Below are 22,517 nucleotides of genomic sequence, written 5' to 3' on the forward strand. Positions count from 1 at the left end.
CGTTTTCCGGTCGCGGGTTGACCGGGGGTGCGGGTCTGGCCAAGGATCGGCCCCCATGAAACGGAGCTCTTCCCGCCGGGCGGCGGTCGCGGGGCGGCGGGTGGCCATGGGCCTGGTCGTCCTGGTGCTGCTGGTGGCGGGTGCGTGGTCGTCGTGGAACACCGCGCACCACATCGTTCTGGCCAAGGGCCGGGAGCACGGGGTCGTGACGGTGACGGGGTGCGGCGAGGAGGCGTGCACCGGTTCGTTCGAGCCGGACGCGGTGTCGCGGGAGCGGGCGCGGGTGTCCGTGGACCGTTCGGTGGCGGCGCGGGTGGGGGATCGTTTCCCGGTGGTGGTGAAGCCCGGTTCCGATGCGGTGGTCCGCACGGGGGTGCCGGGCTTTCTGCATGCCTGGGTGCCGTTGGGCGGGGCGATGCTGCTGGCGGCGTGCGTGATCGGCGGGGGGTTGCGGATGGCGCGTACGGCGTGGGGTGCGGGGCTGGCGGGGGCGGCCCTGCTGGTGGCGACGTTCGTCGCGCTGTAGCGGGGCCGCCCCGGGGGCTGGCGTCGGTGGTCAGCCGGTGTTGCGGAGCCCTGCCGCGACGCCGTTGACGGTGAGCAGCAGGGCGCGGGCGAGGAGCGGGTCGGGCTCCTCGCCGCGCTCGGCGGCCTGGCGCTGGCGGGCGAGCAGGGAGACCTGGAGGTAGGAGATCGGGTCCAGGTAGGCGTCGCGGATGGAGAAGGTCTGCTGGAGCACCGGGTTGGTGTCGAGCAGCTTCTCGCCGCCGGTGATGCGCAGGATTTCGCTCACGGTGAGGGCGTGTTCGACCTCGATGGCGTCGAAGACGTGGGTGAGCTCGTCGGGGACGAGGGTGTCGACGTAGTGGCGGGCGATGCGCAGGTCGGTCTTGGCGAGGGTCATCTCGACGTTGGAGATGAAGTTGCGGAAGAAGTGCCAGTGCTCGTGCATCTCGTCGAGGACGGTGTCGAGTCCGGCTTCGCGCAGGGCCTTGAGGCCGGAGCCGACGCCGTACCAGCCGGGGACGATCTGGCGGGACTGGGTCCAGCCGAAGACCCACGGGATGGCGCGGAGGCCGTCGAGTGAGACGCCGGAGCCGGGGCGGCGGGAGGGCCGCGAGCCCAGGTGCAGGTCGGCGAGCTGGTCCACCGGGGTGGAGGCGAGGAAGTACGCGGGCAGGTCGGGGTCCTCGACGAGCTTGCGGTAGGCGCTGTGGGCGGCGTCGGAGACGGTGTCCATGGCCGCGTCCCAGCGGGCGAGGGCTTCGTCGGACTGGCGGGGCGCGGTGTGCAGGGCGGATGCCTGGAGGGTGGCCGCGACGGTCAGTTCCAGGTTCTCGCGGGCGAGGGCGGGGATGAGGTACTTGTCGGAGATGACCTCGCCCTGTTCGGTGACCTTGATCTCGCCCTCCAGGGTGCCCCAGGGCTGGGCGAGGATCGCGTCGTGGGAGGGGCCGCCGCCGCGGCCGACGGTGCCGCCGCGGCCGTGGAAGAGGCGCAGGCGTACGCCGTAGCGGTGGGCGACGTCGCGGAGGCGTCGCTGGGCGCGGTGGATCTCCCACTGGGAGGTGGTGATGCCGCCGAACTTGGAGGAGTCGCTGTAGCCGAGCATGACCTCCTGGACGTCGCCGCGCAGGGAGACGAGGCGGCGGTAGGAGGGGTCGGCGAGCATGGCGTCGAGGATGACGTCGGCGGCCTTGAGCTCGTCGGTGGTCTCCAGGAGCGGGACGATGCCGATCTTGGCCCAGCCGGCGTGGAGGTCGAGGAGTCCGGCCTCGCGGGCGAGGACGGCGGCGGCGAAGACGTCGTCGGCGCCCTGGCACATGGAGATGATGTAGGACTCGATGACTTCGGGGCCGAAGCGTTCGAAGGCTTCCTTGATGGTGTGGAAGACGCCGAGGGTCTTCTCGCCGGCCGCGTCGAGGGGGGCGGGGGTGGGGGCGAGGGGGCGGCGGGAGCGGAGTTCCTTGGCGAGGAGCTTCTGCCGGTAGTCGCGGGGCATGTCGGCGTAGCGCCAGGACTCCTCGCCGAGCCGGTCGAAGAGCTGGCCGAGGGCGTGGTGGTGGGCGTCGGCGTGTTCGCGTACGTCCATGGTGGCGAGCTGGAGGCCGAAGGCGGCGAGGGTGCGGATGGTGCGGTCCATCCGGCCGTCGGCGAAGAGGCCGCCGCGGTGCTCGCGCAGGGAGGTCTGGATGAGTTCGAGGTCGGCGATGAGTTCGGCGGTGCCGAGGTAGTCGCAGCCGGGGCGGTGGGGGGTGCCTTCGGCGAGGCGTTCGCGGGTGTTGACGAGCTTCTGCCGGATGCAGGTGGCCTTGAGGCGGTAGGGCTCCTCGGCGTTGAGCCGCTTGTAGCGGGGGCTGATGCCGGGGAGGCGTTCCAGGTCGGCCTGGAGGGAGGCGAGGAGTTCCTCGGTGGCTCCGGCGTAGCGGATGGAGTTGGAGAGGAGGCCGCGGAGGTGGTCGATCATCTCCAGGGCGTCGGTGATGCCGTGTTCGTGCTGGAGAATCAGGATGTCCCAGGTGACGGCGGGGGTGACGTTGGGGTTGCCGTCGCGGTCGCCGCCGATCCAGGTGCCGAAGGTGAGGGGGCGGGTGCCGGCGGGGAGTTCGACGCCGACGCGCTCCAGTTCGGCGGCGAGGTCCTCCAGGACGTCTCCGACGGCGCCGGCGTGGAGCTCGTCGAGGTAGTAGATGGCGTTGCGGGCCTCGTCGGCGGGTTCCGGGCGGACGACGCGGAGTTCGTCGGTCTGCCAGATGAGGTCGATGTTCTCGGCGAGGCGGAGGTCGAGGCGGCGGCGGTCGGCCTCGATGACCGGGGTCTCCAGCAGTTCGGCGATGCGGCGCAGCTTGTTGAGGACGGAGCGGCGGGCGGCTTCGGTGGGGTGGGCGGTGAAGACGGGCCGGACGTTGAGGTTCTTGACCGTCTCGCGCAGGTGGTCGGGGTCGGCGTCCTTGAGGCGGTCGGCGGTGCGGGCCAGGAGGCCGCCCTCGGCGGAGCGGCGGTCGCGCATCTCGTGGGCGCGGTGGACCTGCTCGGTGACGTTGGCGAGGTGGAAGTAGGTGGAGAAGGCGCGCACGAGCTGTGCGGCGGTCTCCAGGTCCGTGTCGCCGAGGAGTTCGGCGGCGGCTTCGCCGTCGGTGCGGGTCAGGGCGCGGACCCGTTCGACGAGGTCGAGGAGTTCCTGTCCCTCCTGGCGTACGAGGGTTTCGCCGAGGAGGTCGCCGAGGCGGCGGATGTCGGCGCGCAGCGCGGGGCTGGCGGCAGGGGTCTGGTCGGCACTGCTCACAGTGTGCGGCTCCTTGCAGTGAATGAGGAGGTGCGTTCGCTTCACCGCCCCCGGGGAGTGGCCGTGGGGCGGGTGGCGGGGTCCGGGGCCCTGCGGCTGGCAGCGGTGCTGTCGCCACGCCCCGACGAGCGGGTGCGGACCGCGCTGTCCGACCCTCCCAGGATAGGTGTCGCCGCGGGCGGCGTGTCCGGTGGCCCGAGGGGGTCGCGGCGGCCGCCGGGGACGAACCCGGGCGGGTGTCCCCTACCCAGGTGGCGGTTGGACTACCGCGGGTGACGGGTGGGACCGGCCTCTCGTGTTGTGGTGCCCGTCACTGCCATACTTACCAAGCCGTAGGTTACGGAACCGTAGCCACGGCCGTCCGTGCCTTTCCCCTCACCCTCCGAGGTATCCCTGTGCCGAGTACTCCCCCCGCGATCGACGTGACCGAGCCGCCCGGCGTGGCGGCGGCCCCGCTGCCTCCCGCCACGCTGGGCGGTGACAGGAAGCGGTCGATCGAGCAGTTCGCGCTGCTGGCGTTCATCGTGGTGCCGTTCGTGGCCCTGGTCGCGGCGGTGCCGTTGGCGTGGGGGCGGGGGGTGAGCTGGCTGGACGTGGGTCTGCTGGTGGCGATGTACTTCATCGGCTGCCACGGGATCACGATCGGTTTCCACCGGTACTTCACGCACGGGTCGTTCAAGGCGAAGCGGCCGTTGCGGATCGCGCTGGCCGTGATGGGTTCGCTGGCGGTGGAGGGGCCGGTGGTGCGGTGGGTGGCCGATCACCGCAAGCACCACCGGTTCTCGGACGCGGAGGGCGACCCGCATTCGCCGTGGCGGTTCGGGGAGAGCCTGCCGGCGCTGATGAAGGGGCTGTGGTGGGCGCACATCGGGTGGATGTTCGACGAGGAGCAGACGTCGCAGCAGAAGTACGCCCCCGATCTGATCAAGGACCCGGCGATCCGGGCTGTCTCGCGCCACTTCATGACGTTCACCATCGTGTCGCTGGCGATTCCGCCGCTGGTGGGCGGTCTGGTGACGATGTCGTGGTGGGGTGCGGCGACCGCGTTCTTCTGGGGTTCGCTGGTGCGGGTCGCGCTGCTGCACCACGTGACGTGGTCGATCAACTCGATCTGCCACGCGGTGGGCAAGCGGCCCTTCAAGTCGCGTGACCGCTCGGGGAACGTGTGGTGGCTGGCGGTCCTGTCGTGCGGGGAGTCGTGGCACAACCTGCACCACGCGGATCCGACGAGCGCCCGGCACGGGGTGATGCGGGGCCAGATCGACTCCAGCGCGCGGCTGATCCGCTGGTTCGAGATGCTGGGCTGGGCCCATGACGTGCGGTGGCCGGACGCCGCGCGTATCGACTCCCGGCGCACGCGCGTACCGGCCGACGCGGCATGATTGACGACGTGGCGACCGACTCCAGCACGAACAGCGGGCAGAGCAGGACCTCCCCCTCCCGACGGGCCCGACGGGTCCGGATGACGGGGAAGGAGCGCCGCGAGCAGCTGCTGGACATCGGGCGGGCCCTGTTCGCCGACAAGGGGTTCGAGGGCACGTCGGTGGAGGAGATCGCGGCGCGTGCCGGGGTCTCCAAGCCGGTGGTGTACGAGCACTTCGGCGGCAAAGAGGGCCTGTACGCGGTGGTGGTCGACCGGGAGATGCGCCGGCTGCTGGACATGGTGACGGGGGCGCTCACGGCGGGTCATCCGCGGGAGCTGCTGGAGCAGGCGGCGTTCGCGCTGCTGGACTACATCGAGTCGTACACGGACGGTTTCCGGATCCTGGTGCGGGATTCGCCGGTGGCGCAGTCGACGGGCACGTTCGCGTCGCTGATCAGCGACATCGCCACGCAGGTGGAGGACATCCTGGGCCTGGAGTTCAAGGCGCGGGGCTTCGATCCGAAGCTGGCGCCGCTGTACGCCCAGGCGCTGGTGGGGATGGTGGCGCTGACGGGTCAGTGGTGGCTGGACGTGCGCAAGCCGAAGAAGGCCGAGGTCGCCGCCCATCTGGTGAACCTGTGCTGGCACGGGCTGGAGAACCTGGAGGCGAAGCCCCGGCTGATAGGGCACCGGAAGAGCTGAGCGCGGCTGATCGCGCAGTCCTGCCCCCGTCGTCACCCGTTGTGATGACGGGGGCGGATTTTCCGCCGTAGTGTGGTCGGGAGGGCAGAGGATTCGTCCATGGGAGGAACCATGACCGCCGAGCCGACCACCGCGCACAGTTCCCGCTGGCCGGTGCCCCCGCAGGACGGATACACCGTGGACGACCTGTTCACGCTGCCCGATCTCCCGCCGCACACCGAGCTGATCGACGGGAGCCTGGTTTTCGTGAGTCCGCAGCGAGACTTTCACAGCACGATGATCGACCTGCTGGTGATGGGGCTGCGCAGTACGGCGCCGCCGGAGGTGAAGGTCCGCCGGGAGATGACCGTGGTGCTGGACCGGCGCAACGGGCCGGAGCCCGACGTCTCCGTCGTCCGCAGCGAGGCGGTCACCGGGCCGGACGTGACCCGGTACCAGGCCGCCGACGTCCTCCTCGCCGTCGAGGTCGTCTCCCCCGACTCCGAGGCCCGTGACCGTGAGGCCAAGCCGCACAAGTACGCGGCCGCCGGCATCCCGCACTTCTGGCTGGTGGAGATGACCGGCACCGACCGGCACCCCGTCGTGCGGGTCTACGAGCTGGACCCGGTGACGAAGGCGTACGCGCTGACCGGCATCCATCACGACCGGTTGAAGACGGGGGTGCCGTTCCCGGTGGACATCGACGTGTCGGCGGAAGCGCTCAACGAGCTGTAGGCGGGGCGGTCACGCGTCCGGCTCCAGGAACTCCAGGCGGTTGCCGACCGGGTCGTGGGCGTAGAAGCGGCGGTGGCCGGGGAGGTCGTCGTCCCAGGTGGTCTCGGCCCCGTGGGCTTCCAGGCGGGCGGCGTACGCCTCGATGCCGGTGACGCGCAGGCCCGGGTGGGCCTTCCTCGCGGGGCGGAAGTCCTGTTCGACGCCGAGGTGGAGCTGGACGGGGCCCGCAGCGAACCAGCAGCCGCCGCGGGCGGCGAGCACCGGGGGCTTGGGGATCTCCGTCATGCCCAGGGCGCCGGTGTAGAAGGCGCGCAGGGCGTCCTCGGAGCCGGGTGGGGCGGCGAGCTGGACGTGGTCGACGGCGACGAGGGCGGCAGGGGCGGTCACGGCTGGTCCTTCCGGGCGACGGCGAAGATGCGGCGGAACGGGAAGACCGTGCCGTGCGGGCCGGGCGGGTAGGCGTCGCGCAGCAGGTCGCGATAGGCGGCGACGAACGCCTCGCGCGCTTCGGGGTCGTCGGCGAGGGCGGTGAGGACGGGGCGCAGGGCGGTGCCCTTGACCCAGTCGAGGACCGCGTCGTCGCCGTGCAGGGTCTGGAGGTAGGTGGTCTCCCAGACGTCGGCCGCACAGCCCAGGTCCCGCAGGCGGGCGAGGTAGTCGGCGGGTTCCAGGACGGCGGCGGTGCGGTCGCCCACGCCGTGGAGGAGGGGGCGCCAGCGGTCGGAGGCGCGGAGGCCGGCCAGGAGGGTGTGGCTGGGGGCGGCGAAGTTGCCGGGGACCTGGAAGGCGAGGACGCCGCCGGGGACCAGGGCGTCGATCCAGCGGGGGAAGCGGTCGGCGTGGCCGGGGATCCACTGGAGGGCGGAGGTCGAGACGATCAGGTCGTACGGTTCGGTGGGCTCCCAGGTCACGGCGTCGGCCTCGGCGAAGTCGAGGAGCGGGGGACGGGCGCGGGCGGCGGCCTCGGCGAGCATCTCCCGCGAGGTGTCGTAGCCGGTGATCCGGGCCCGGGGCCAGCGGTCGGCGAGGAGGGCGGTGACGTTGCCCGCGCCGCAGCCGAGGTCGGCGATGCGCGGCGCCGGGCGGCCGGGGAGGTCCCCGACGCGGGCGAGGAGGTCGTGGAAGGGGCGGGTGCGGTGGCCCGCGTGGCGCAGGTACTGCTGCGGATCCCAGGCGGGGCGGTCGGATGCGGTCATGGGAGGAGGATCCCGCCCATTATCTCTCGATGTCAAGACACTTGACCTCAAGAGACTTCATGTCGAGGGACCAACTACACTGATCGTCATGGAGGACGAGGTCGACCGTCTGGTCGCTGCATGGCGCCGCGAGCGCCCCGACCTCGACGTGGAACCGCTCGAGGTGCTCAGCCGCGTCTCCCGCCTGGCACGCCACCTCGACCGGGCCCGCCGCATCGCCTTCGCCGAGCACAACCTGGAGCCGTGGGAGTTCGACGTGCTGACGTCGCTGCGCCGGGCCGGCGCCCCCTACCAGCTCTCCCCCGGGCAGCTCCTCACCCAGACGCTGGTCACCTCGGGCACGATGACCAACCGCATCGACCGGCTGACCAAGAAGAACCTCGTCGAGCGGCTGCCCGACCCCAGCGACCGGCGCGGCGTCCTCGTCCGCCTCACCGCCGAGGGGCGCGACAAGGCCGACCAGTCGCTGGCCGGGCTCCTCGCCCAGGAACGGGCCATCCTCGGCGAGCTGTCCCGTGCCCAGCGTGGCGAACTGGCCGGGCTACTGCGCCAGTTGACCGCCCCGTTCGACAACATCCCGACCTAGCGGGTCCGGCGCCTCCTCGACGGGCCCGACGCCCGCCCGGCGGGCCAGCGCCACCGCCGCCAGCGTCGAGTGCACCCCGAGCTTGCCCAGCACGTTCTGCATGTGGGTGCGCACCGTGTGCGGGGAAAGGAACAGCCGCTCCGCGACCGCCTTGCGGCCCAGCCCCGCCACCATGCAGCGCAGCACCTCGCGCTCCCGGGGCGTCAGCGACCCCACCAGCCGCTCGCTCTCGGTGCGGTGCTTGCGGGCGGCGGTCAGCTCCCGCAGGACGCCGGTGAGCAGGGCCGGCGGCAGATGCGTCTCGTCCCGCAGCACCCCCCGGATCACCGCCAGCAGCCGCTGGAGCGAGCAGTCCTTGGCCACCCAGCCCGAGGCCCCCGCCTGGAGCGCCCGCGCGGCGGTGCGCGGATCGTCCTTCTCCGCGAGCACCACCGACCGCACCGCGGGCCGGCCGGCGCGGACCCCGGCGACCAGCGCGATGCCGTCGACGGCGGTCGCCTCCTCCCGCCGGGGCCCGGGCACGGGCGGCGCGCCGTCAGCGGTCCGGGCGCCCAGCTCGGCGTCGACCAGCAGCACGTCGTAGCCGCGCCCCTCGGCGGACGCGCGCTCCAGGGCGCGCAGGGCGGCCGGGCCGCTGCCCGCCGCGGAGACGTCGACGTCCGACTCGGCGGCGAGGGCCGCCGCCAGCGACTCGGCGAAGATGCGGTGGTCGTCGACCACCAGAACCCGGATACGCGCCACAGAACCCCCATCGGAGGGGGCGGAAAACCGCGGGTACGGCGTCCGGGGCCTCACTGCGGCCTGCCGCGCCGACGGCCGCCGCCGCCGAACCGCCTGCCACCCTGCCCCGGACGCCGCACCCGGCTTTCTCGCTCCCCTGAATCGGCACCGGCCCCCACCGGTGCTGAGGATCAGCGTACGGGCGGGGGCCATGGGGGGAAGGAGATTCGACGAACTGGTTACCTCAGGTGTTTAGGGTGTGTTTCATGTTCCGTCTTGTGACAGAAGTAGACAAAGAACGTCGCATTCTGCTGAGCGGGCGTCTGCACGGGGACAATGTCGCGGCATCGGCCGGCCTGCGTGCGCTGTTGTCCACCTCCGCCGAGCACGAAGTGCCGCTGGAGGTATGGGCGTTGGACGGACGCGGAGCCCTGGCCGGAGGACTGGCCGGGCGGACCTGGGCGTACTGGCTGCACGTCGACCTCCTCTGGGTCGACGCCCCGCACCGGGGCTCGGGCCTCGGCGCGCGCCTGCTCGACGAGGCCGAACGGACCGCCCGCACCGAGCGCGGCTGCACCCGGTCGCGGCTGGAGACCTGGGACTTCCAGGCACCCGGCTTCTACCGCAAGCAGGGGTACGAGGAGATCGGCCGGGTCGCCGACTACCCGCCGGGCGTCACCGAGTTCATCCTGGCCAAGGAGTTGTGAGGGGCGGGGCGCCGGGCCCTTCGCCGGGGCCGGACGGGTGCGGTCCGTCCGGCACGTCCGCTCCCGGCCCGCGCGTTCCGGGAGGGGCCCGGAGGGCGCTCCGCCTCTCAGCGCAGCCGGCGCGCCCCGGCCGACGGGACGGCGTCGAAGATCCCTGGGGCGGCGTGTCCGGCCGCCGCGAACGCCTCGGCGACGGCCCCGGCCACCGTGCCGGCGACCGCCTCCTCCACCAGGACGACCGCCGAGCCGCCGAAGCCGCCCCCGGTCATCCGCGCACCCAGCGCCCCGGCCGCGTTCGCCGCCTCGACCACCAGGTCCAACTCGGGGCAGGAGACCCGGAGGTCGTCGCGGAGCGAGACGTGGCCCTCGTTCAGGAGGGGGCCCACCGCGCGGAGGTCGCCCGCGTCGAGCAGGGCGACGACCTGCTCGACGCGGCGGTTGTCGCCGACGACATGGCGTACGCAGCGGATCACGGACTCGTCCGCCCCGGCATCGGCCAGCGTGGTGAGCGCCGTGGCGAGCTCCTCGTACGGCAGGTCGCGCAGCATCGGCAGGCCGAGCAGCCGGGCGCCCTCCTCGCAGCCGGCCCGGCGCTCCGCGTACGCCCCGTCGCCCAGCGCGTGCTTGACCCGGGTGTCGACGACCAGCAGCGTCAGCCCCCGGGCGGCCGGGTCGAAGGGGACCTGGCGCAGCGAGAGGTCGCGGGTGTCCAGGTGGAGGGCGTGGCCCTCGGCGCAGCAGGCCGAGGCCATCTGGTCCATGATCCCGCAGGGCACGCCGACGAAGTCGTTCTCGGCGCGGCGGCCGGCCACGGCGATCTCGGCCGGGCTCAGGCCCAGCTCGAAGAGGTCGTTCAGGGCCAGCGCGGTGACGGTCTCCAGGGCGGCGGACGAGGAGAGCCCGGCGCCGGTGGGCACGGTGGAGGTCACTGCGATGTCCGCCCCGGTGACCGGGTGCCCGGCCGCGCGCAGCGCCCAGAGCACCCCGGCGGGGTAGGCGGCCCAGCCGTGGCCGGAGTGCGGCGCCAGCTCGTCGACGCGGAGCGAGACGACGCCGCCGGGGACGTCGGAGGAGTACAGCCGCAGGACGCCGTCGTCGCGGCGGGAGACGGCGGCGCGGGCGGTGTGCGGGAGGGCGAACGGCATGACGAAGCCGCCGTTGAAGTCGGTGTACTCCCCGATGAGGTTCACCCGCCCGGGGGCGGCCCAGATGCCCTCGGGCTCGCGCCCGTACAGCTCGGCGAAGGCGGCCGCGGGGTCGGTCCCGGACGGTTCCCCGGCGGCGTCGGACGGCGCTGCGGCGGTCGCGGTCGCGGTCATGGGGTGGCGGTCTCCTCTCGGCGGGCGAACTGCCAGGCGTCAGCGACGATCCCGGCCAGGTCGGCGCGGGACGGCTGCCAGCCGAGGCGTTCGACGGCGGTGGCGGCGGAGGCGACGAGGACGGCCGGGTCGCCGCCTCGGCGGGGGGCGGGGGTCTCGGGCACGGGGTGGCCGGTGACCTTGCGGACGGTCTCGATGACCTCGCGGACCGAGAAGCCGTTGCCGTTGCCGAGGTTGCAGATCAGGTGCTCGCCGGGGGCGGCGGCGGCGAGGGCCAGGAGGTGGGCTTCGGCGAGGTCGGCGACGTGGATGTAGTCGCGGACGCAGGTGCCGTCCGGGGTGGGGTAGTCGTCGCCGTAGACGTTGATCGACTCGCGCTTGCCCAGGGCGACTTGGAGGACGAGCGGGATGAGGTGGGACTCGGGTTCGTGGCGCTCGCCGCAACTGCCGTAGGCCCCGGCCACGTTGAAGTAGCGCAGCGAGACGGCGGCCAGTCCGTGGGCGGTGGCCTCGCCCCCGATCATGTGGTCGACGGCGAGCTTGGAGGCGCCGTAGGGGCTGGTGGGGGCGGTGGGGGCGGTCTCGGTGACGGGGCTGGAGGCCGGTTCGCCGTAGGTGGCGGCGGTGGAGGAGAAGACGAGGGTGCGTACGCCGTGCTGGCGCATGGCGGCGAGCAGGGCGGTGGTGCCGCCGACGTTGTTGACCCAGTACTTCTCGGGGTTGACGACGGACTCGCCGACCTGGGAGAAGGCGGCGAAGTGCAGGACGCCGTCGTAGGAGGGGTCCAGGTGGCGGGCGGCGTCCTGGATGCGGCCCTCGACGAACGCGGCCCCCGCCGGGACGCCCTCGCGGAACCCGGTGGAGAGGTCGTCCAGGACGGTCACCTCGTGGCCCGCCTCCAGCAGGTGCTGGGCGACGACGCTGCCGACGTATCCGGCGCCGCCGGTGACCAGGTACTTCTTGGGGTCGCCGGCCCCCTGGGCGTCGCGGGTGTTCCGAGGATCGTTCACTGGCTCGCTACCTCTCGCAGTCGCTCGGCCGCGGCCTCCGGCGGCACGTCGTTGATGAACACGTTCATGCCGGACTCGGACCCCGCGAGGAACTTCAGTTTGCCGGAGGTACGCCGGATGGTGAAAAGCTCCAGGTGCAGGGCGAAACCGTCCCGGCCGGGAACCCCGAACGGCGCCTGGTGCCAGGCGGAGATGTAGGGGGTCGGCGGCTCGTCGGGCCCGAAGATCCGGTCGAAGCGCCTCAGGAGCTCCAGATAGACCCGGGGGAACTCCGTCCGCGCGCCCTCGTCCAGCTCCCGCAGGTCGGGGACGCGGCGGCGGGGGTGGAGGTGGACCTCGTAGGGCCAGTGCGCCGCGTAGGGGACGAAGGCGATCCAGTGGTCGGTGGCGAGGACGACGCGTGATCCGTCCTTCTCCTCGCGGGCCACCAGGTCGTCGAAGAGGTTGCCGCCGGTCTCCTCGCGGTGGCGGGCGGCGTTGCGGAGCATCAACTCGGTGCGCGGCGTGACGAAGGGGTAGCCGTAGATCTGGCCGTGCGGGTGGCCGAGGGTGACGCCGATCTCGGCGCCCCGGTTCTCGAAGCAGAAGACCTGGGTGACCTGGTCGAGCGCGGCGAGGGCGGCCGTGCGGTCGGTCCAGGCGGTGAGGACGAGCGCGGCCTGCTCCTCGGTGAGGTCCGCGAAGGACGCCTCGTGGTCGGAGGTGAAGCAGACGACCTCGCAGCGGCCGGAGTCGCCTGCGAGGGAGGGGAAGCGGTTCTCGAAGACCGCGACGTCGTAGTGGTCGTCGGGGATCTCGCTGTGCCTCCCGTCCCGGGTGGGGCAGAGCGGGCAGGCGTCGGCCGGCGGGTGGTAGGTGCGGGCCTGGCGGTGCGAGGCGATGGCGACGGCGTCGCCGAGCAGCGGGTCGCGGCGGATCTCGGACGAGGTCGAGACGGCGTCCAGGGGGCGGTGGTCCACGGCCTCGCGGACGGCGTCGTCCGCCGCGTCGTAGTAGATCAGCTCACGGCCGTCCGCGAGGGTCGTCACCGTCTTCTTCACCAGAGTCCTCCACCGGATCTCCCAACACAATCGCGCACAACAAACCATAAACGAACATCAGCGTCAATGGTCCGGCGATCACGCGCGCTCGACGGCCGCACGGAGGCGATCGGCGGGGGCGCGGTGGTGGAGCACTTCCGGAGCTGCCGGGGCGGGGTCGCCGGCATCCCGTCCGGCCTGGGCGCCGGCTTCGCCGCCGGGCTCGGCAGGCTGGTCGCCGGGGCGGTCGCCGTGGCCGCCGTCGCCCTCCTCACCGCCCCGGATCCCGACGCGGGGCCGGGTCGGCCCGGGGTACGGCGCCGGAGCGGAACCCGGGCCCCGGCACGGACCGGCCCACCCCGGAGCGGGCCCGGCGCACGGCCGCTTGCCCGGCGCACCGCCGTCTGCCCGGCGCATCGCCCCTTGCCCGGCGCACCCCCTACGTCCCCGGCGCACCGCCGCTTGGCCGGCGCACCGGCGCTTGCCCGGGGCTCGGCGTCACCCGCCGCCGCGGGGAGCGTACGGGCCCGGCCGCGCCTCGCCGCCCGCCGCCGCTTCCGCGTGCGCCGCGGCGCGCTCCAGCAGCCCCGTACGGGCGGCGAGGGCGGCCGCCTCCAACCGGGAGCCGACCCCGAGCTTCATCAGGACCCGCTGGACATGGGTGCGGGCGGTGCTCGGGGCGATGTCCATGCCGGCCGCGATCAGCCGGGTGCCCTCGCCCTCGGCGACCCGCACCAGGACCTCCGCCTCGCGCGGGGTGAGCATCCTCAGCAGCCGCCGCCCCTCGTCGTCGGGCTGGACCGACGGGTTGAGCAGCTCGGCGAAGGCCCCCCGCAGCAGCTGCGGGGCGACGGCGCTCTCCCCCGCCCGCGCCTTGAGCATGGCCCGCTCGACGCCCTCGATCCGCTCGTCGTGCCGGACGTACCCCACGGCCCCGGCCGCGAACGCGGCGGCGATCCCGCGCGGGCTGGGCACCGGTCCGAGGACCACCACCGCCACCTGCGGACGCTCCCGGCCGATGCGGGCGATCGGGTCGAAGACCCCGGGGTCGGCGGGCGAAGCCGTACCGAACAGGCAGACCTCCGGGGCCCTGCCGACCACGAGCTCCGCCGCTCCGGAGGTCGGCGCGGCCGCCGCGAGCACCCGGTGCCCGCGCAGTTTCAGCGCCGAGGCGAGTGCCTCGGCGAGCAGACGGTGATCGTCGACCACCATGAGCCGCACGCCCATCGGTTCTCTCCCCCACAGCCCTGTACGCCCGGCCCCCGGACTCCTGACCCGGCAAGGTACACGCTTGTTCGACGGTGCGCGGCCCCAACGGGGCAGAAGCCCCCCGAAGTGCCGGATTCTGCGCGGTTCGGGGCCGACCGGCCGCCTGCCGGTGACCGGTTCGGAGGCGGAAACGATCGGCCCCGCCGGTCGGACGGGCGGCCGGCGGGGCCTGGGTACTGCTGGGTCCAGCGCTCAGGAAGGGCGCCCGGCGCGTGCGGTGGTCACTCGGCGCGGTAGGCGACGACGAGGTAGACCTTCTCGTCGGGGTTGACGGTGCTGGGCTTGTGGACCGACTTGCTCGCCATGTAGAACCGCCCGTCCGAGTAGATCAGTTCGGCCGAGTCGAGGGAGAACCGCTTCTCCGCCGTCCGTACGGCCTCGTCGCTCGGGTTCTCCATCAGCTGGGTCTGCTTGAAGGTCTCGCCGTCGATGGAGACGACCTGGCCGCCCTTGTCGTACGGGCTCTCCTTGTAGGCGATGACGCTGGTGCCGTCCTTCCGGAGCGGGGTCAGGGTGTGGCGGTCGCCCGCGTCCGCCCGGCCGCCGAGGAGCTTGCCGGTGGCCAGGTCGAAGGCGACGATCTCGTTGGTGTCGCCGTACTCGCTGGTGCCGTCGTGGCGCTCGGTCGGCAGGTAGAGCCGGTTGTTGGTGACGACCATGTGCCGGCACCGCTCGACCTCGGTGGAGGCGCAGCGTGCCGCGTACTTCTCCGCGTCGGCGGGGATGCGGACGATCAGCTTGCCGGTCGCCGCGTCGATCGAGAAGAAGTCGGAGATGCCGCTGCCGTCGCCGGCGGTGTCGCCGACGTCGGCCGCGACCACCAGCGGCTTGGTGGAGACGATGGAGGCGTAGTCGACGCCCGCGGGCATCTGGAACGAGGACAGCGGCGCGCCGGTGGTCGGGTTCAGCGCCTGCACGGTGAGCTGGGGGGCGTCGCTCGTACCGCACCTGCGGACCACGGCGAGGGCCTCACCGCCCGCGTATCCGCCGTCGTAGCAGCCGTCCGCGCCGACCTTCGGCTTCCACAGCTCGGCGCCGGTGTCCAGCTTGAAGGCGGCGCCGCCCGAGGTGCCGGCCGCGGCGACGGTGGTCCCGCTGAGGGTGACCTCGTCGAAGCGGATCTGCTCGTCGCCGCCGGTGGCGGAGGTGACGCCCTTGCTCCACAGGAGCTTGCCGGCGGCCAGGTCGACCACGCCGACCTGGTTGCACGAGGGGTACTTGTTCTCCTTGGAGGCCTTCGTCTCCTGGAAGACGATGGCCGTCTTGTAGTCCTCGCTCATGTGCCGGGAGGTGGTGCAGACCTCGCCGGCCAGCGGGAAGGACCAGAGCTTGGTGCCCTTGTCGCGGTCGTAGCCGTTGATCTCGGCGATGCCGGACTTGACGTACGCCTTGTCCGTGAGCCAGGAGCCCTCGACCGTGGTGATGTCGGTGACGACCGGCTGCGGGAACTGGAAGGCGACCTTGGACTTGGTGTTGGCGGGCGCCTTCTCGTCGCCGCCGGCCAGACCGCCGCCCTCGCCGCCCTTGCCGCCGGTGGAGCCGGAGGAGGACGCCTGGCCCTTGCCGCTCTTGTCGTCGTCGCCGGTGGCGGAGTAGACGATTCCGGCGCCGATGATCAGCACCACCGCGACGGCGGCGGCGACGATGATCTGCATCTGGGTGGAGAACTTCTTGCCGCCGCCGGCCGGCTGCGGCGCCCCGTACTGCGGCTGCATCGGCTGGGTCGGGTAGCCGTACCCCTGCTGGGGCGTCCCCGGCTGTCCGGGCTGTCCGGCGGGCCCCTGCGGGTAGCCGTATCCGGGCTGCGCGGCCTGCGGGTAGCCGTAGCCGTTGGGCTGCGGCGCGGGCGGGGTCGGGTAGCCGCCGGACGGCGGGGGCTGCGGAGCGCCGTAGCCGCCCGCGGGCGCGGTCGGGGGCTGCTGGGGCGGCCCGGCCGGGGGCTGCGGCTGTCCGGCGGGAGGCTGCTGCGGCTGCTTGCCGAAGGGGTCGGCGGACGGCGGGGCCGGCCGGCCGAACCCTCCCGGCGGAGGGTCCTGCGGTGCGCCGAAGCCGCCGGCGGGCGGCGCGGGGGGCGTGTTCGGGGCTCCCGGCGGCGTGTTCGGGGCCTCCGGGGGCGTGTTCGGCGGCTCGTGGGGCGGCTGCTGCGGTGGCTGGGTCATGGCGTGCGTACCTCTGGGGACGAGTGGGCGTGGGGGCGCGTGGGGCCGAGGGGCCGGGGCTCCGTCCGGCTGCCGTGCCGGGCGGTCACTTGGAGAACACCAGCAGCGTCGACTGCTCCAGCTCCTCCTTGTCGTTGCTCGCGCTCACCCGCGTGCTGAAGACGAAGGATCGCTCTCCCCGGTAGACGACCTTGGAGGAGAAGAAACCGTTCTCGATCCGGCCGGCCGACGCGGGGTGCTGGAGCAGCGTCTTGGGGGCGCCGCCGGTCGGCGGGAGCGTCACAACGGCTCCGGCCGCGTCGTACGTGGGCCGCATGTAGAGCACCAGGTTTCCGCCTTCCATGCCCAGCGGCTTCAGGACGCGCTCGGCGGGGGCGGGCGCCTCCCACTTGGGCTTCCCGGTGTTCAGGTCGAAGGCGATGACCTTGTTCGTCCGGGCGGTGCCGCTGGTGTCGTCCTGGGTCGCCATGTAGAAGGTGTCGGCGTCGGCGGCGACGCCGCTGCACCCTTCGAGCTTCTCACCGAAGATCGCAAAGCTGCTCCCGCAGTCCGCGGTGAGCGTGTCGCCCTTGGCGGGCGCGAGCTGGGAGCGGAGCTTGCCCCTGTCGGTGAGCGCGGCGATGGCCCACTGCTTCTTCTCCTCGTGGTCGAGCCGGACCACGAGCGGGGTGACCGAGTAGACCTTGCTGACCTCCCAGCCGCGCGGCGGCTGGTAGGTCCACTTGGGCTTGCCGGTGGCCGGGTCCACTTCCTGGACCTGGTGCTGCGGGTTCTCGACGTCGTCCGTGCGGCAACTGGCCGCGGCGATCAGCTTCGGTCCCCCGGCGAAGGCGAAGGGCTTGCAGTTGCCCGAGGGGTTGCCGAACAGCTCCTTGCCGTCGCTGACCCGGTAGGCGTTGGAGTTGCTGGTCCGTCCGACGGTGACGGTGTCGCCGCTGATGGCCAGACCGATGTCGGACAGGAAGTCCCAGGTTCCGTTCTTCTTGACCGACTTCTTCCAGCCGGGCTTGCCGGTGTTGAGGTCGATCATCTGGAGGACGGAGCAGTTGGCCTTGTCCGTGGTGCCGTCCTTCACGCCGATGACGATCTTGCCGTCGGCGGTCGGGGAGTCGGGCGCGGCGCACACGTCGGCGGGGAGCGGAAGGGTCCACTTCTGCTTGCCGTCGGCGACCGAGTAGCCGGAGACCCCGCGGTAGACGGCCTTGGCGATCACGTCGCCGGCGAACCAGGGGCCGTACACGGAGGCGCCGTTGCGCGGCAGGTCCACGTCGTTCTTCTGGAGCCAGGCGACCTTCGCCTCGCCCGGCTTGCGCCCGGCGTTGAGGTCGTCGTTCCCCTCGCGGCCGTCACCGCTGCCGTCGCCCTCGTCGACGGTCGGCGACGCGCTGGGGGCCTTGGGATCGTTGCTGGTGGTGGCCACGGGCTTCTTGTCCTCGTCGCCGCCGTCGCTCACGAGGAACCAGGTGCCCGCACCGGCCGCCAGGACCACGGCGAGCGCCGCCGCGACCACGATGCCGGTCCTGCCCTTGAGGAACCCGCCGCCGCCGGAGCCCGGCCCGCCGGGTGCGGGAGCGCCGGGGTACTGCTGCGCCGGGTAGCCGTAGCCGCCCTGGGGCTGCTGGCCGTACGGGCCGGGGGCCGGCTGGCCGTACGGACCCGGCTGCTGACCGTACGGACCGGGCTGCTGACCGTAGGGGCCGGGCTGCTGGCCGTACGGGCCGGGGGCCTGACCGTACGGGCCGGGGGCCTGGCCGGGCGGGGCCGGGGGCTGCTGCGGGTAGCCGTAAGCCGGCGCACCGGACGGGGGCGCCTGCGGCGGGCCGGCCGGCGGCTGTGCGGGCGGCGGGCCCTGGGGCGGCTGAGGAGCTCCGTACGGCGGCTCCTGCGGAGCCCCGAAGCCTCCCTGCGGCGGTTGCTGGCTGGGCGGCTGGCTCATATCAGCACGTCCCCCTTCGTGCGGCCCGGTGCGCGATCCGGTCTCCCCCGCATTCCCAAGAGGGTCAATCCCTCTCGGAAAGGAGCGAATCGGGCATGGCTTCCGCGGTGTTACGACAGTCGGGCGGGGCTTCTTTCTACCACCCGCCGGCCACCGGCAGCCGGTTCGGGCCAAGCCCTGTTCCCAAGGGAGAACCGCCTCGTGATGCCCTCGTTACGCCCTGGCGGGAGGTGACGGGCAGTCACCGGAGGCGGGCGCCGTCCGGCGTCCCGACCGGACCGTGCCGTCGTCGCCCGCGCCGGCCGGCGCCGGGGCGGAACCCCGGCGCGGCGGCCCCGTCAGGCGTCCTCGGCCAGCTCCAGCCAGCGCATCTCCAGCTCGTCGCGCTCGGTGACGAGTTCACGCAGTTCGGCGTCGAGCTTGGCGACCTTCTCGAAGTCGGTGGCGTGCTCCGCGATCTGCTGGTGCAGCGTGGTCTCACGGGTGGAGAGCTTGTCGAGCTGCCGCTCGACCTTCTGCAGCTCCTTCTTCGCGGCGCGGGACGCCTGCGCCGAGACCGCGGGGGCGGCGGAGGACGAGGAGGAGGGGGCCGAGGACGTACGGGGTGCGGCGGCGGAGGGGGTGGTCTCCTCCTCCATCCTCTGCCGGCGCTCCAGGTACTCGTCGATACCGCGCGGCAGCATCCGCAGGGAGCGGTCGCCCAGGAGCGCCATGACCCGGTCGGTGGTCCGCTCGATGAAGAACCGGTCGTGGGAGATCACGATCATCGATCCGGGCCAGCCGTCGAGGAGGTCCTCCAGCTGGGTCAGGGTCTCGATGTCGAGGTCGTTGGTGGGCTCGTCGAGGAAGAGGACGTTGGGCTCGTCCATCAGCAGCCGCAGGATCTGCAGGCGGCGGCGCTCACCGCCGGAGAGGTCGCCGACGGGCGTCCACTGCTTCTCCTTGGTGAAGCCGAACTGCTCGCAGAGCTGGCCGGCCGTCATCTCGCGGCCCTTGCCGAGGTCGACCCGGTCGCGGACCTGCTGGACGGCCTCCAGGACGCGCAGGTTCGGGTTCAGCTCGTGGACCTCCTGGGAGAGGTAGGCGAGCCTGACGGTCTTGCCGACGACGATCTTCCCGGCGGCGGGCTGCTCCTCGCCCTGGGTGCGGGAGGCCTCGGCCAGGGCGCGCAGCAGCGAGGTCTTGCCCGCGCCGTTGACGCCGACGAGGCCGATGCGGTCGCCGGGCCCGAGCTGCCAGGTGAGGTGGGTGAGGAGGGTCTTGGGCCCGGCCTGGACGGTCACGTCCTCCAGGTCGAAGACGGTCTTCCCGAGGCGGGCGTTGGCGAACTTCATCAGCTCGCTGGTGTCGCGCGGCGGCGGCACGTCCGCGATCAGCTCGTTGGCGGCCTCGATGCGGTAGCGCGGCTTGGAGGTGCGGGCGGGGGCGCCCCGGCGCAGCCAGGCCAGCTCCTTGCGCATGAGGTTCTGCCGCTTGGTCTCCTCGGTGGCGGCGATGCGCTCGCGTTCGGCGCGGGCGAAGACGTAGTCGCTGTAGCCGCCCTCGTACTCGTGGACCGTGCCGCGCTGGACGTCCCACATGCGGGTGCAGACCTGGTCGAGGAACCAGCGGTCGTGGGTGACGCAGACGAGGGCGGAGCGGCGGGCGCGCAGATGGCCGGCCAGCCAGGAGATGCCTTCGACGTCGAGGTGGTTGGTGGGCTCGTCCAGGACGATCAGGTCCTGCTCGTCGATGAGGAGCTTCGCCAGCGCGATCCGGCGGCGCTCACCGCCGGAGAGGGGGGCGATGACGGTGTCGAGGCCGTGCTCGAAGCCGGGGAGGGCGAGGCCGCCGAAGAGCCCGGTGAGCACGTCGCGGATCTTGGCGCTGCCCGCCCACTCGTGGTCGGCGAGGTCCCCGATGACCTCCTGCCGGATGGTCTTCTCCGGGTCGAGGGAGTCGTGCTGGGTGAGGACGCCGAGACGCAGTCCGCCGTTGTGGGTGACGCGGCCGCTGTCGGCTTCCTCCAGCTTGGCGAGCATCCGGATGAGGGTGGTCTTGCCGTCGCCGTTGCGGCCCACGACGCCGATCCGGTCCCCCTCGGACACCCCGAGGGATACGCCGTCGAGCAGGGCACGGGTGCCGTACACCTTGCTGACCTGCTCGACATTGACCAGATTGACGGCCATTTCACTCCTGTCCCGGGGGTCCTCGCGGTAAGGACCGCTTCCCGTACCAGGGTAGTCGCCGGTCGGGCCGGGGCCGCCCGGAGCCCTGGGGCCTGCGATAGCGTGCGCCCCGGGGCAACGGCACCGGGGGGGGCGGCATGGCGGCAGCGGCATGGGAACGGTTCACCGGAGACCGGTGGCTGCCGAAGGCGGCGGCGGTCGTGCTCGCCGCGGCGCTGGTGGGCGGCTTCCTCCTCGTGCGGTCCGAGCGGCGCGACGCCCACAACGCCGAGGTCCTGGCCACCGCGTGCGGGGGCGTCCTGCCGCGCGGGACGGTGCGCGGTCTGCTGCCCGGCGACGAGACCTGGGAGCTGCGCGGCGACCTGGACCTGACCGGACCGTCCGGGCGCGGACCGCGCACCCTGCTGCGGTGCTCGCTGGAGTGGGGCGACCACCGGGGTGGCGCGTACGGGGGGCTGGAGCTCGCGGCGGTGCCGGTGCTCGACGTCGCGCCGGCCGGGGTACGGCTCCGGGACGTCCTGGCCTCGGACCGGGCGGAGGAACCCCGCTGGGCCACCGAGTACCGCACCGCCACCACCCAGGTCACCGCCGACTGCCCGGCCGGCCTGCCCGGGTACCCCCGGCCGACGACCCGCTTCCGCGTTCACGCCTCGCTGTCCGCCGACGGGTCGGAGCCCGCCGGGGCGGCGAGGGATCTGGGCGGCGTGGTGGCGGCCGCCGCCAACCACGTACGGGACCGGGGCGGTTGCGGAGGGGCGGCGGTGAAGCCCTCGGACGTACGGCCGCCCCCGCCGAGGCCCGTCGAGGATCCGTACGACGAGACCGACGAGGTCCCGCCGTCCTGCCGCTGGTTCCGGCCGGAGATGCTCGACGGCAGGAAGCCGGAGCCCGACGGCGGCACGGGCGACGGCGTGGACGCCTGCTCCGTGAGCGTCACGCGGGTGAAGCCGGCGAACCGGCTGGACCACTCCGCCACGGTGTCGTCGGTGAGCTGGCGGGGGCCGCTGCTGCCCGAAGCGCGCACGGCGTACGGGGCCGAACTGGCCGCCCTGACCCGGGCCCCGGAACCGGAGCGCGGTGAGAAGTCGTACACGCTGGCCGTCTGGGCCGAGTCCTCGTGCTCGGGGGCCCGGACGCTGAGCCGGGTGAAGGTGACGACGGCCGCTTCCGTCCTCGCGGCCGACCGGGCCGACCGGGTCCTCGACGCGTATCTGGCCTCGTCCGGATGCCGTGCGGTGAAGGTCCTCGGAAAGGTGTGGAAGTGAGCGACGTCCCTTTCCGGCGCAGGCGGGGGGTACGCCGTACGGCGGCCTGGACCGTGACCGCGGCGGTGCTGGCGGGTGGGCTCTTCTGGGCTTCCGGCGGGTACGACTCCTGGCGCGACGACCGGGCGCTGGACTCGGCCTGCGACGGCGACCTGGCGGCCGGGGCGGTGCGGGAGCTGTTCGACGGCGCCTCCCCGACCTCGGCGGGCGGCGACGACCGGGGGCGCTGGATCTGCACGGTGAGCGCGGCCGGTGACGGCTCCGGGGCGGACCTGCGGCTGTGGGCCCGGGACACGGACGGCCCGTCGCTCCTGGAGGGGGTCGACGGGTACGACGCACCTCTGGGGCACGGCTGGACCGGCTCCTTCCACTTCGACCCGGACGACGAGGACACCCATGAGGCGCGGGCGGCTCTGCTGTTGAGCTGCGGCAAGGGCTCGGGGCACGGCCGGATGATGACGGCGGAGGCCGAGCTCGGCCGGGGCGGTTTCGACGACCCGGTGTCCCGGGAACGGCTCGTCGCCGTCCTCACGGAGACGGCGACGGCGTACGCCCGGCGGACCGGCTGTGCGGCCCGGACCGGCGGGCGGGTGAAGGACGTCGGCGTCACGACGACCCGCGCGGACCGCAAACCCGTCGCCGCGGCCACGGGGAGCTGCGCCGGCGTGGTGGACGAGAAGACCGCCGCCCGGTGGGGCGTGCACACGGTTCGGGAGATCACGGAGGGCCCGGCGCCGTTGGAGAACTGCGCCCTGGGCGGCCGGAGCGGCGCGCTCCTGTACGGCTTCACCGCGTCCTACGGGCCGCCCGCCCGGGAGGCCCGCCGCCGGCTGGACTACCGCTCGGACGGCCACTCCACCCGTTCCGGCGCCTACGAGCTGGCCGCGCGATGCCCCGGCGCGGGCGGGACCGCCCTGTTCCAGGTGGAGACCCTCCGCGACGAGGACGACCCGGAGATGGCGGCGCCGGTCGTGGACCACCGGGGGCTGCGGGCGGCGCTCCAGCGCTTCGCGGAGCGCTCCGCGAAGAAGCACGGCTGCGAGGGGCCGGAGAGGGTGTAGGTCCGTATGGCCCCGTGCCGCTGCCCCTACGGCCGCT

General features: G+C 73.2%; 19 protein-coding genes. 8 read left to right on the forward strand and 11 right to left on the reverse strand.

All coding sequences use genetic code 11. The features are described 5' to 3' along the window. Positions 1-55: 55 nt before the first annotated feature. Positions 56-526 carry a hypothetical protein gene (locus ACH4K1_RS11315; protein ID WP_398088581.1) on the forward strand — a complete coding sequence of 157 codons (471 nt, stop codon included), beginning with the start codon at positions 56-58 and terminating at the stop codon, positions 524-526. A 30-nt stretch (positions 527-556) separates the two neighbouring features. Here ACH4K1_RS11315 and ppc read toward each other — a convergent pair whose 3' ends face one another. Beyond that, positions 557-3,286 carry a phosphoenolpyruvate carboxylase gene (ppc, locus tag ACH4K1_RS11320; RefSeq protein WP_398088583.1) on the reverse strand — a complete coding sequence of 910 codons (2,730 nt, stop codon included), beginning with the start codon at positions 3,284-3,286 and terminating at the stop codon, positions 557-559. A 395-nt stretch (positions 3,287-3,681) separates the two neighbouring features. Between ppc and ACH4K1_RS11325 the strand changes: the two genes are divergently transcribed. The 3 genes from ACH4K1_RS11325 to ACH4K1_RS11335 all read left to right on the forward strand — a co-directional run bounded on the left by ACH4K1_RS11325 (position 3,682) and on the right by ACH4K1_RS11335 (position 6,065). Next, positions 3,682-4,668 (forward strand): acyl-CoA desaturase, encoded by a 987-nt coding sequence (locus ACH4K1_RS11325; RefSeq protein WP_398088585.1) that lies wholly within the window; start codon positions 3,682-3,684, stop codon positions 4,666-4,668. Further along, positions 4,665-5,351: a TetR family transcriptional regulator gene (locus tag ACH4K1_RS11330; protein WP_398088587.1), complete on the forward strand. Its 687-nt coding sequence runs from the start codon at positions 4,665-4,667 to the stop codon at positions 5,349-5,351. Before ACH4K1_RS11325 ends, ACH4K1_RS11330 begins: the two co-directional genes overlap by 4 nt. Before the next feature lie 111 nt (positions 5,352-5,462). Further along, entirely contained in the window at positions 5,463-6,065 is a 603-nt protein-coding gene (locus tag ACH4K1_RS11335; RefSeq protein WP_398088858.1) for a Uma2 family endonuclease, read from the forward strand. A gap of 9 nt (positions 6,066-6,074) precedes the next feature. Here ACH4K1_RS11335 and ACH4K1_RS11340 read toward each other — a convergent pair whose 3' ends face one another. Further along, positions 6,075-6,452: a VOC family protein gene (locus ACH4K1_RS11340; RefSeq protein ID WP_398088589.1), complete on the reverse strand. Its 378-nt coding sequence runs from the start codon at positions 6,450-6,452 to the stop codon at positions 6,075-6,077. Beyond that, positions 6,449-7,261, reverse strand: coding sequence for a trans-aconitate 2-methyltransferase (locus tag ACH4K1_RS11345; protein WP_398088591.1), 813 nt, complete (start codon positions 7,259-7,261; stop codon positions 6,449-6,451). Before ACH4K1_RS11345 ends, ACH4K1_RS11340 begins: the two co-directional genes overlap by 4 nt. Positions 7,262-7,349: 88 nt before the next feature. Between ACH4K1_RS11345 and ACH4K1_RS11350 the strand changes: the two genes are divergently transcribed. Continuing rightward, positions 7,350-7,847 (forward strand): MarR family winged helix-turn-helix transcriptional regulator, encoded by a 498-nt coding sequence (locus ACH4K1_RS11350; RefSeq protein ID WP_398088593.1) that lies wholly within the window; start codon positions 7,350-7,352, stop codon positions 7,845-7,847. Here ACH4K1_RS11350 and ACH4K1_RS11355 read toward each other — a convergent pair. Then, positions 7,803-8,588 carry a LuxR C-terminal-related transcriptional regulator gene (locus tag ACH4K1_RS11355; protein WP_398088595.1) on the reverse strand — a complete coding sequence of 262 codons (786 nt, stop codon included), beginning with the start codon at positions 8,586-8,588 and terminating at the stop codon, positions 7,803-7,805. The genes ACH4K1_RS11350 and ACH4K1_RS11355 overlap by 45 nt on opposite strands. 245 nt (positions 8,589-8,833) lie before the next feature. Between ACH4K1_RS11355 and ACH4K1_RS11360 the strand changes: the two genes are divergently transcribed. Then, on the forward strand, positions 8,834-9,274 hold the full coding sequence (locus ACH4K1_RS11360; protein ID WP_228990890.1) for an N-acetyltransferase: 441 nt from the start codon (positions 8,834-8,836) through the stop codon (positions 9,272-9,274). A 107-nt stretch (positions 9,275-9,381) separates the two neighbouring features. On the opposite strand, the gene galK is transcribed toward ACH4K1_RS11360, so the two are convergent. The 7 genes from galK to ACH4K1_RS11395 all read right to left on the reverse strand — a co-directional run bounded on the left by galK (position 9,382) and on the right by ACH4K1_RS11395 (position 20,154). Beyond that, positions 9,382-10,593: a galactokinase gene (gene galK / locus ACH4K1_RS11365; RefSeq protein WP_398088597.1), complete on the reverse strand. Its 1,212-nt coding sequence runs from the start codon at positions 10,591-10,593 to the stop codon at positions 9,382-9,384. Next, positions 10,590-11,603: a UDP-glucose 4-epimerase GalE gene (gene galE / locus ACH4K1_RS11370; RefSeq protein ID WP_398088599.1), complete on the reverse strand. Its 1,014-nt coding sequence runs from the start codon at positions 11,601-11,603 to the stop codon at positions 10,590-10,592. The genes galK and galE overlap by 4 nt, the downstream gene beginning before the upstream one ends. Further along, entirely contained in the window at positions 11,600-12,643 is a 1,044-nt protein-coding gene (gene galT / locus ACH4K1_RS11375; protein ID WP_398088601.1) for a galactose-1-phosphate uridylyltransferase, read from the reverse strand. The genes galE and galT overlap by 4 nt, the downstream gene beginning before the upstream one ends. A gap of 477 nt (positions 12,644-13,120) precedes the next feature. Further along, positions 13,121-13,849 carry a LuxR C-terminal-related transcriptional regulator gene (locus ACH4K1_RS11380; RefSeq protein WP_398088603.1) on the reverse strand — a complete coding sequence of 243 codons (729 nt, stop codon included), beginning with the start codon at positions 13,847-13,849 and terminating at the stop codon, positions 13,121-13,123. A gap of 263 nt (positions 13,850-14,112) precedes the next feature. Next, positions 14,113-16,050 carry a PQQ-binding-like beta-propeller repeat protein gene (locus ACH4K1_RS11385; RefSeq protein WP_398088605.1) on the reverse strand — a complete coding sequence of 646 codons (1,938 nt, stop codon included), beginning with the start codon at positions 16,048-16,050 and terminating at the stop codon, positions 14,113-14,115. Between the two features lie 85 nt (positions 16,051-16,135). Further along, positions 16,136-17,986, reverse strand: coding sequence for a PQQ-binding-like beta-propeller repeat protein (locus ACH4K1_RS11390; RefSeq protein WP_398088606.1), 1,851 nt, complete (start codon positions 17,984-17,986; stop codon positions 16,136-16,138). Between the two features lie 338 nt (positions 17,987-18,324). Further along, positions 18,325-20,154: an ABC-F family ATP-binding cassette domain-containing protein gene (locus ACH4K1_RS11395; RefSeq protein WP_398088608.1), complete on the reverse strand. Its 1,830-nt coding sequence runs from the start codon at positions 20,152-20,154 to the stop codon at positions 18,325-18,327. A 137-nt stretch (positions 20,155-20,291) separates the two neighbouring features. Here ACH4K1_RS11395 and ACH4K1_RS11400 point away from each other — a divergent pair, with 137 nt between their 5' ends. Further along, positions 20,292-21,419 carry a hypothetical protein gene (locus ACH4K1_RS11400; RefSeq protein WP_398088610.1) on the forward strand — a complete coding sequence of 376 codons (1,128 nt, stop codon included), beginning with the start codon at positions 20,292-20,294 and terminating at the stop codon, positions 21,417-21,419. Next, entirely contained in the window at positions 21,416-22,480 is a 1,065-nt protein-coding gene (locus tag ACH4K1_RS11405; protein WP_398088611.1) for a hypothetical protein, read from the forward strand. Before ACH4K1_RS11400 ends, ACH4K1_RS11405 begins: the two co-directional genes overlap by 4 nt. Positions 22,481-22,517 lie beyond the last annotated feature (37 nt).

The organism is Streptomyces sp. NPDC017448 (assembly GCF_044330565.1).
In the GTDB taxonomy this organism is placed as follows: Bacteria; Actinomycetota; Actinomycetes; order Streptomycetales; family Streptomycetaceae; genus Streptomyces.

What these genes read in the sequence shown, in the direction of transcription:
- ACH4K1_RS11395 (WP_398088608.1), bottom strand. Translation starts at nt 20,154, where the DNA reads ATGGCCGTCAATCTGGTCAATGTCGAGCAGGTCAGCAAGGTGTACGGC.
- ACH4K1_RS11385 (WP_398088605.1), bottom strand. Translation starts at nt 16,050, where the DNA reads ATGACCCAGCCACCGCAGCAGCCGCCCCACGAGCCGCCGAACACGCCC.
- ACH4K1_RS11400 (WP_398088610.1), top strand. Translation starts at nt 20,292, where the DNA reads ATGGCGGCAGCGGCATGGGAACGGTTCACCGGAGACCGGTGGCTGCCG.
- ACH4K1_RS11390 (WP_398088606.1), bottom strand. Translation starts at nt 17,986, where the DNA reads ATGAGCCAGCCGCCCAGCCAGCAACCGCCGCAGGGAGGCTTCGGGGCT.
- galK (WP_398088597.1), bottom strand. Translation starts at nt 10,593, where the DNA reads ATGACCGCGACCGCGACCGCCGCAGCGCCGTCCGACGCCGCCGGGGAA.
- ACH4K1_RS11345 (WP_398088591.1), bottom strand. Translation starts at nt 7,261, where the DNA reads ATGACCGCATCCGACCGCCCCGCCTGGGATCCGCAGCAGTACCTGCGC.
- ACH4K1_RS11335 (WP_398088858.1), top strand. Translation starts at nt 5,463, where the DNA reads ATGACCGCCGAGCCGACCACCGCGCACAGTTCCCGCTGGCCGGTGCCC.
- ACH4K1_RS11350 (WP_398088593.1), top strand. Translation starts at nt 7,350, where the DNA reads ATGGAGGACGAGGTCGACCGTCTGGTCGCTGCATGGCGCCGCGAGCGC.
- ACH4K1_RS11380 (WP_398088603.1), bottom strand. Translation starts at nt 13,849, where the DNA reads ATGGGCGTGCGGCTCATGGTGGTCGACGATCACCGTCTGCTCGCCGAG.
- ACH4K1_RS11330 (WP_398088587.1), top strand. Translation starts at nt 4,665, where the DNA reads ATGATTGACGACGTGGCGACCGACTCCAGCACGAACAGCGGGCAGAGC.
- ACH4K1_RS11315 (WP_398088581.1), top strand. Translation starts at nt 56, where the DNA reads ATGAAACGGAGCTCTTCCCGCCGGGCGGCGGTCGCGGGGCGGCGGGTG.
- ACH4K1_RS11360 (WP_228990890.1), top strand. Translation starts at nt 8,834, where the DNA reads ATGTTCCGTCTTGTGACAGAAGTAGACAAAGAACGTCGCATTCTGCTG.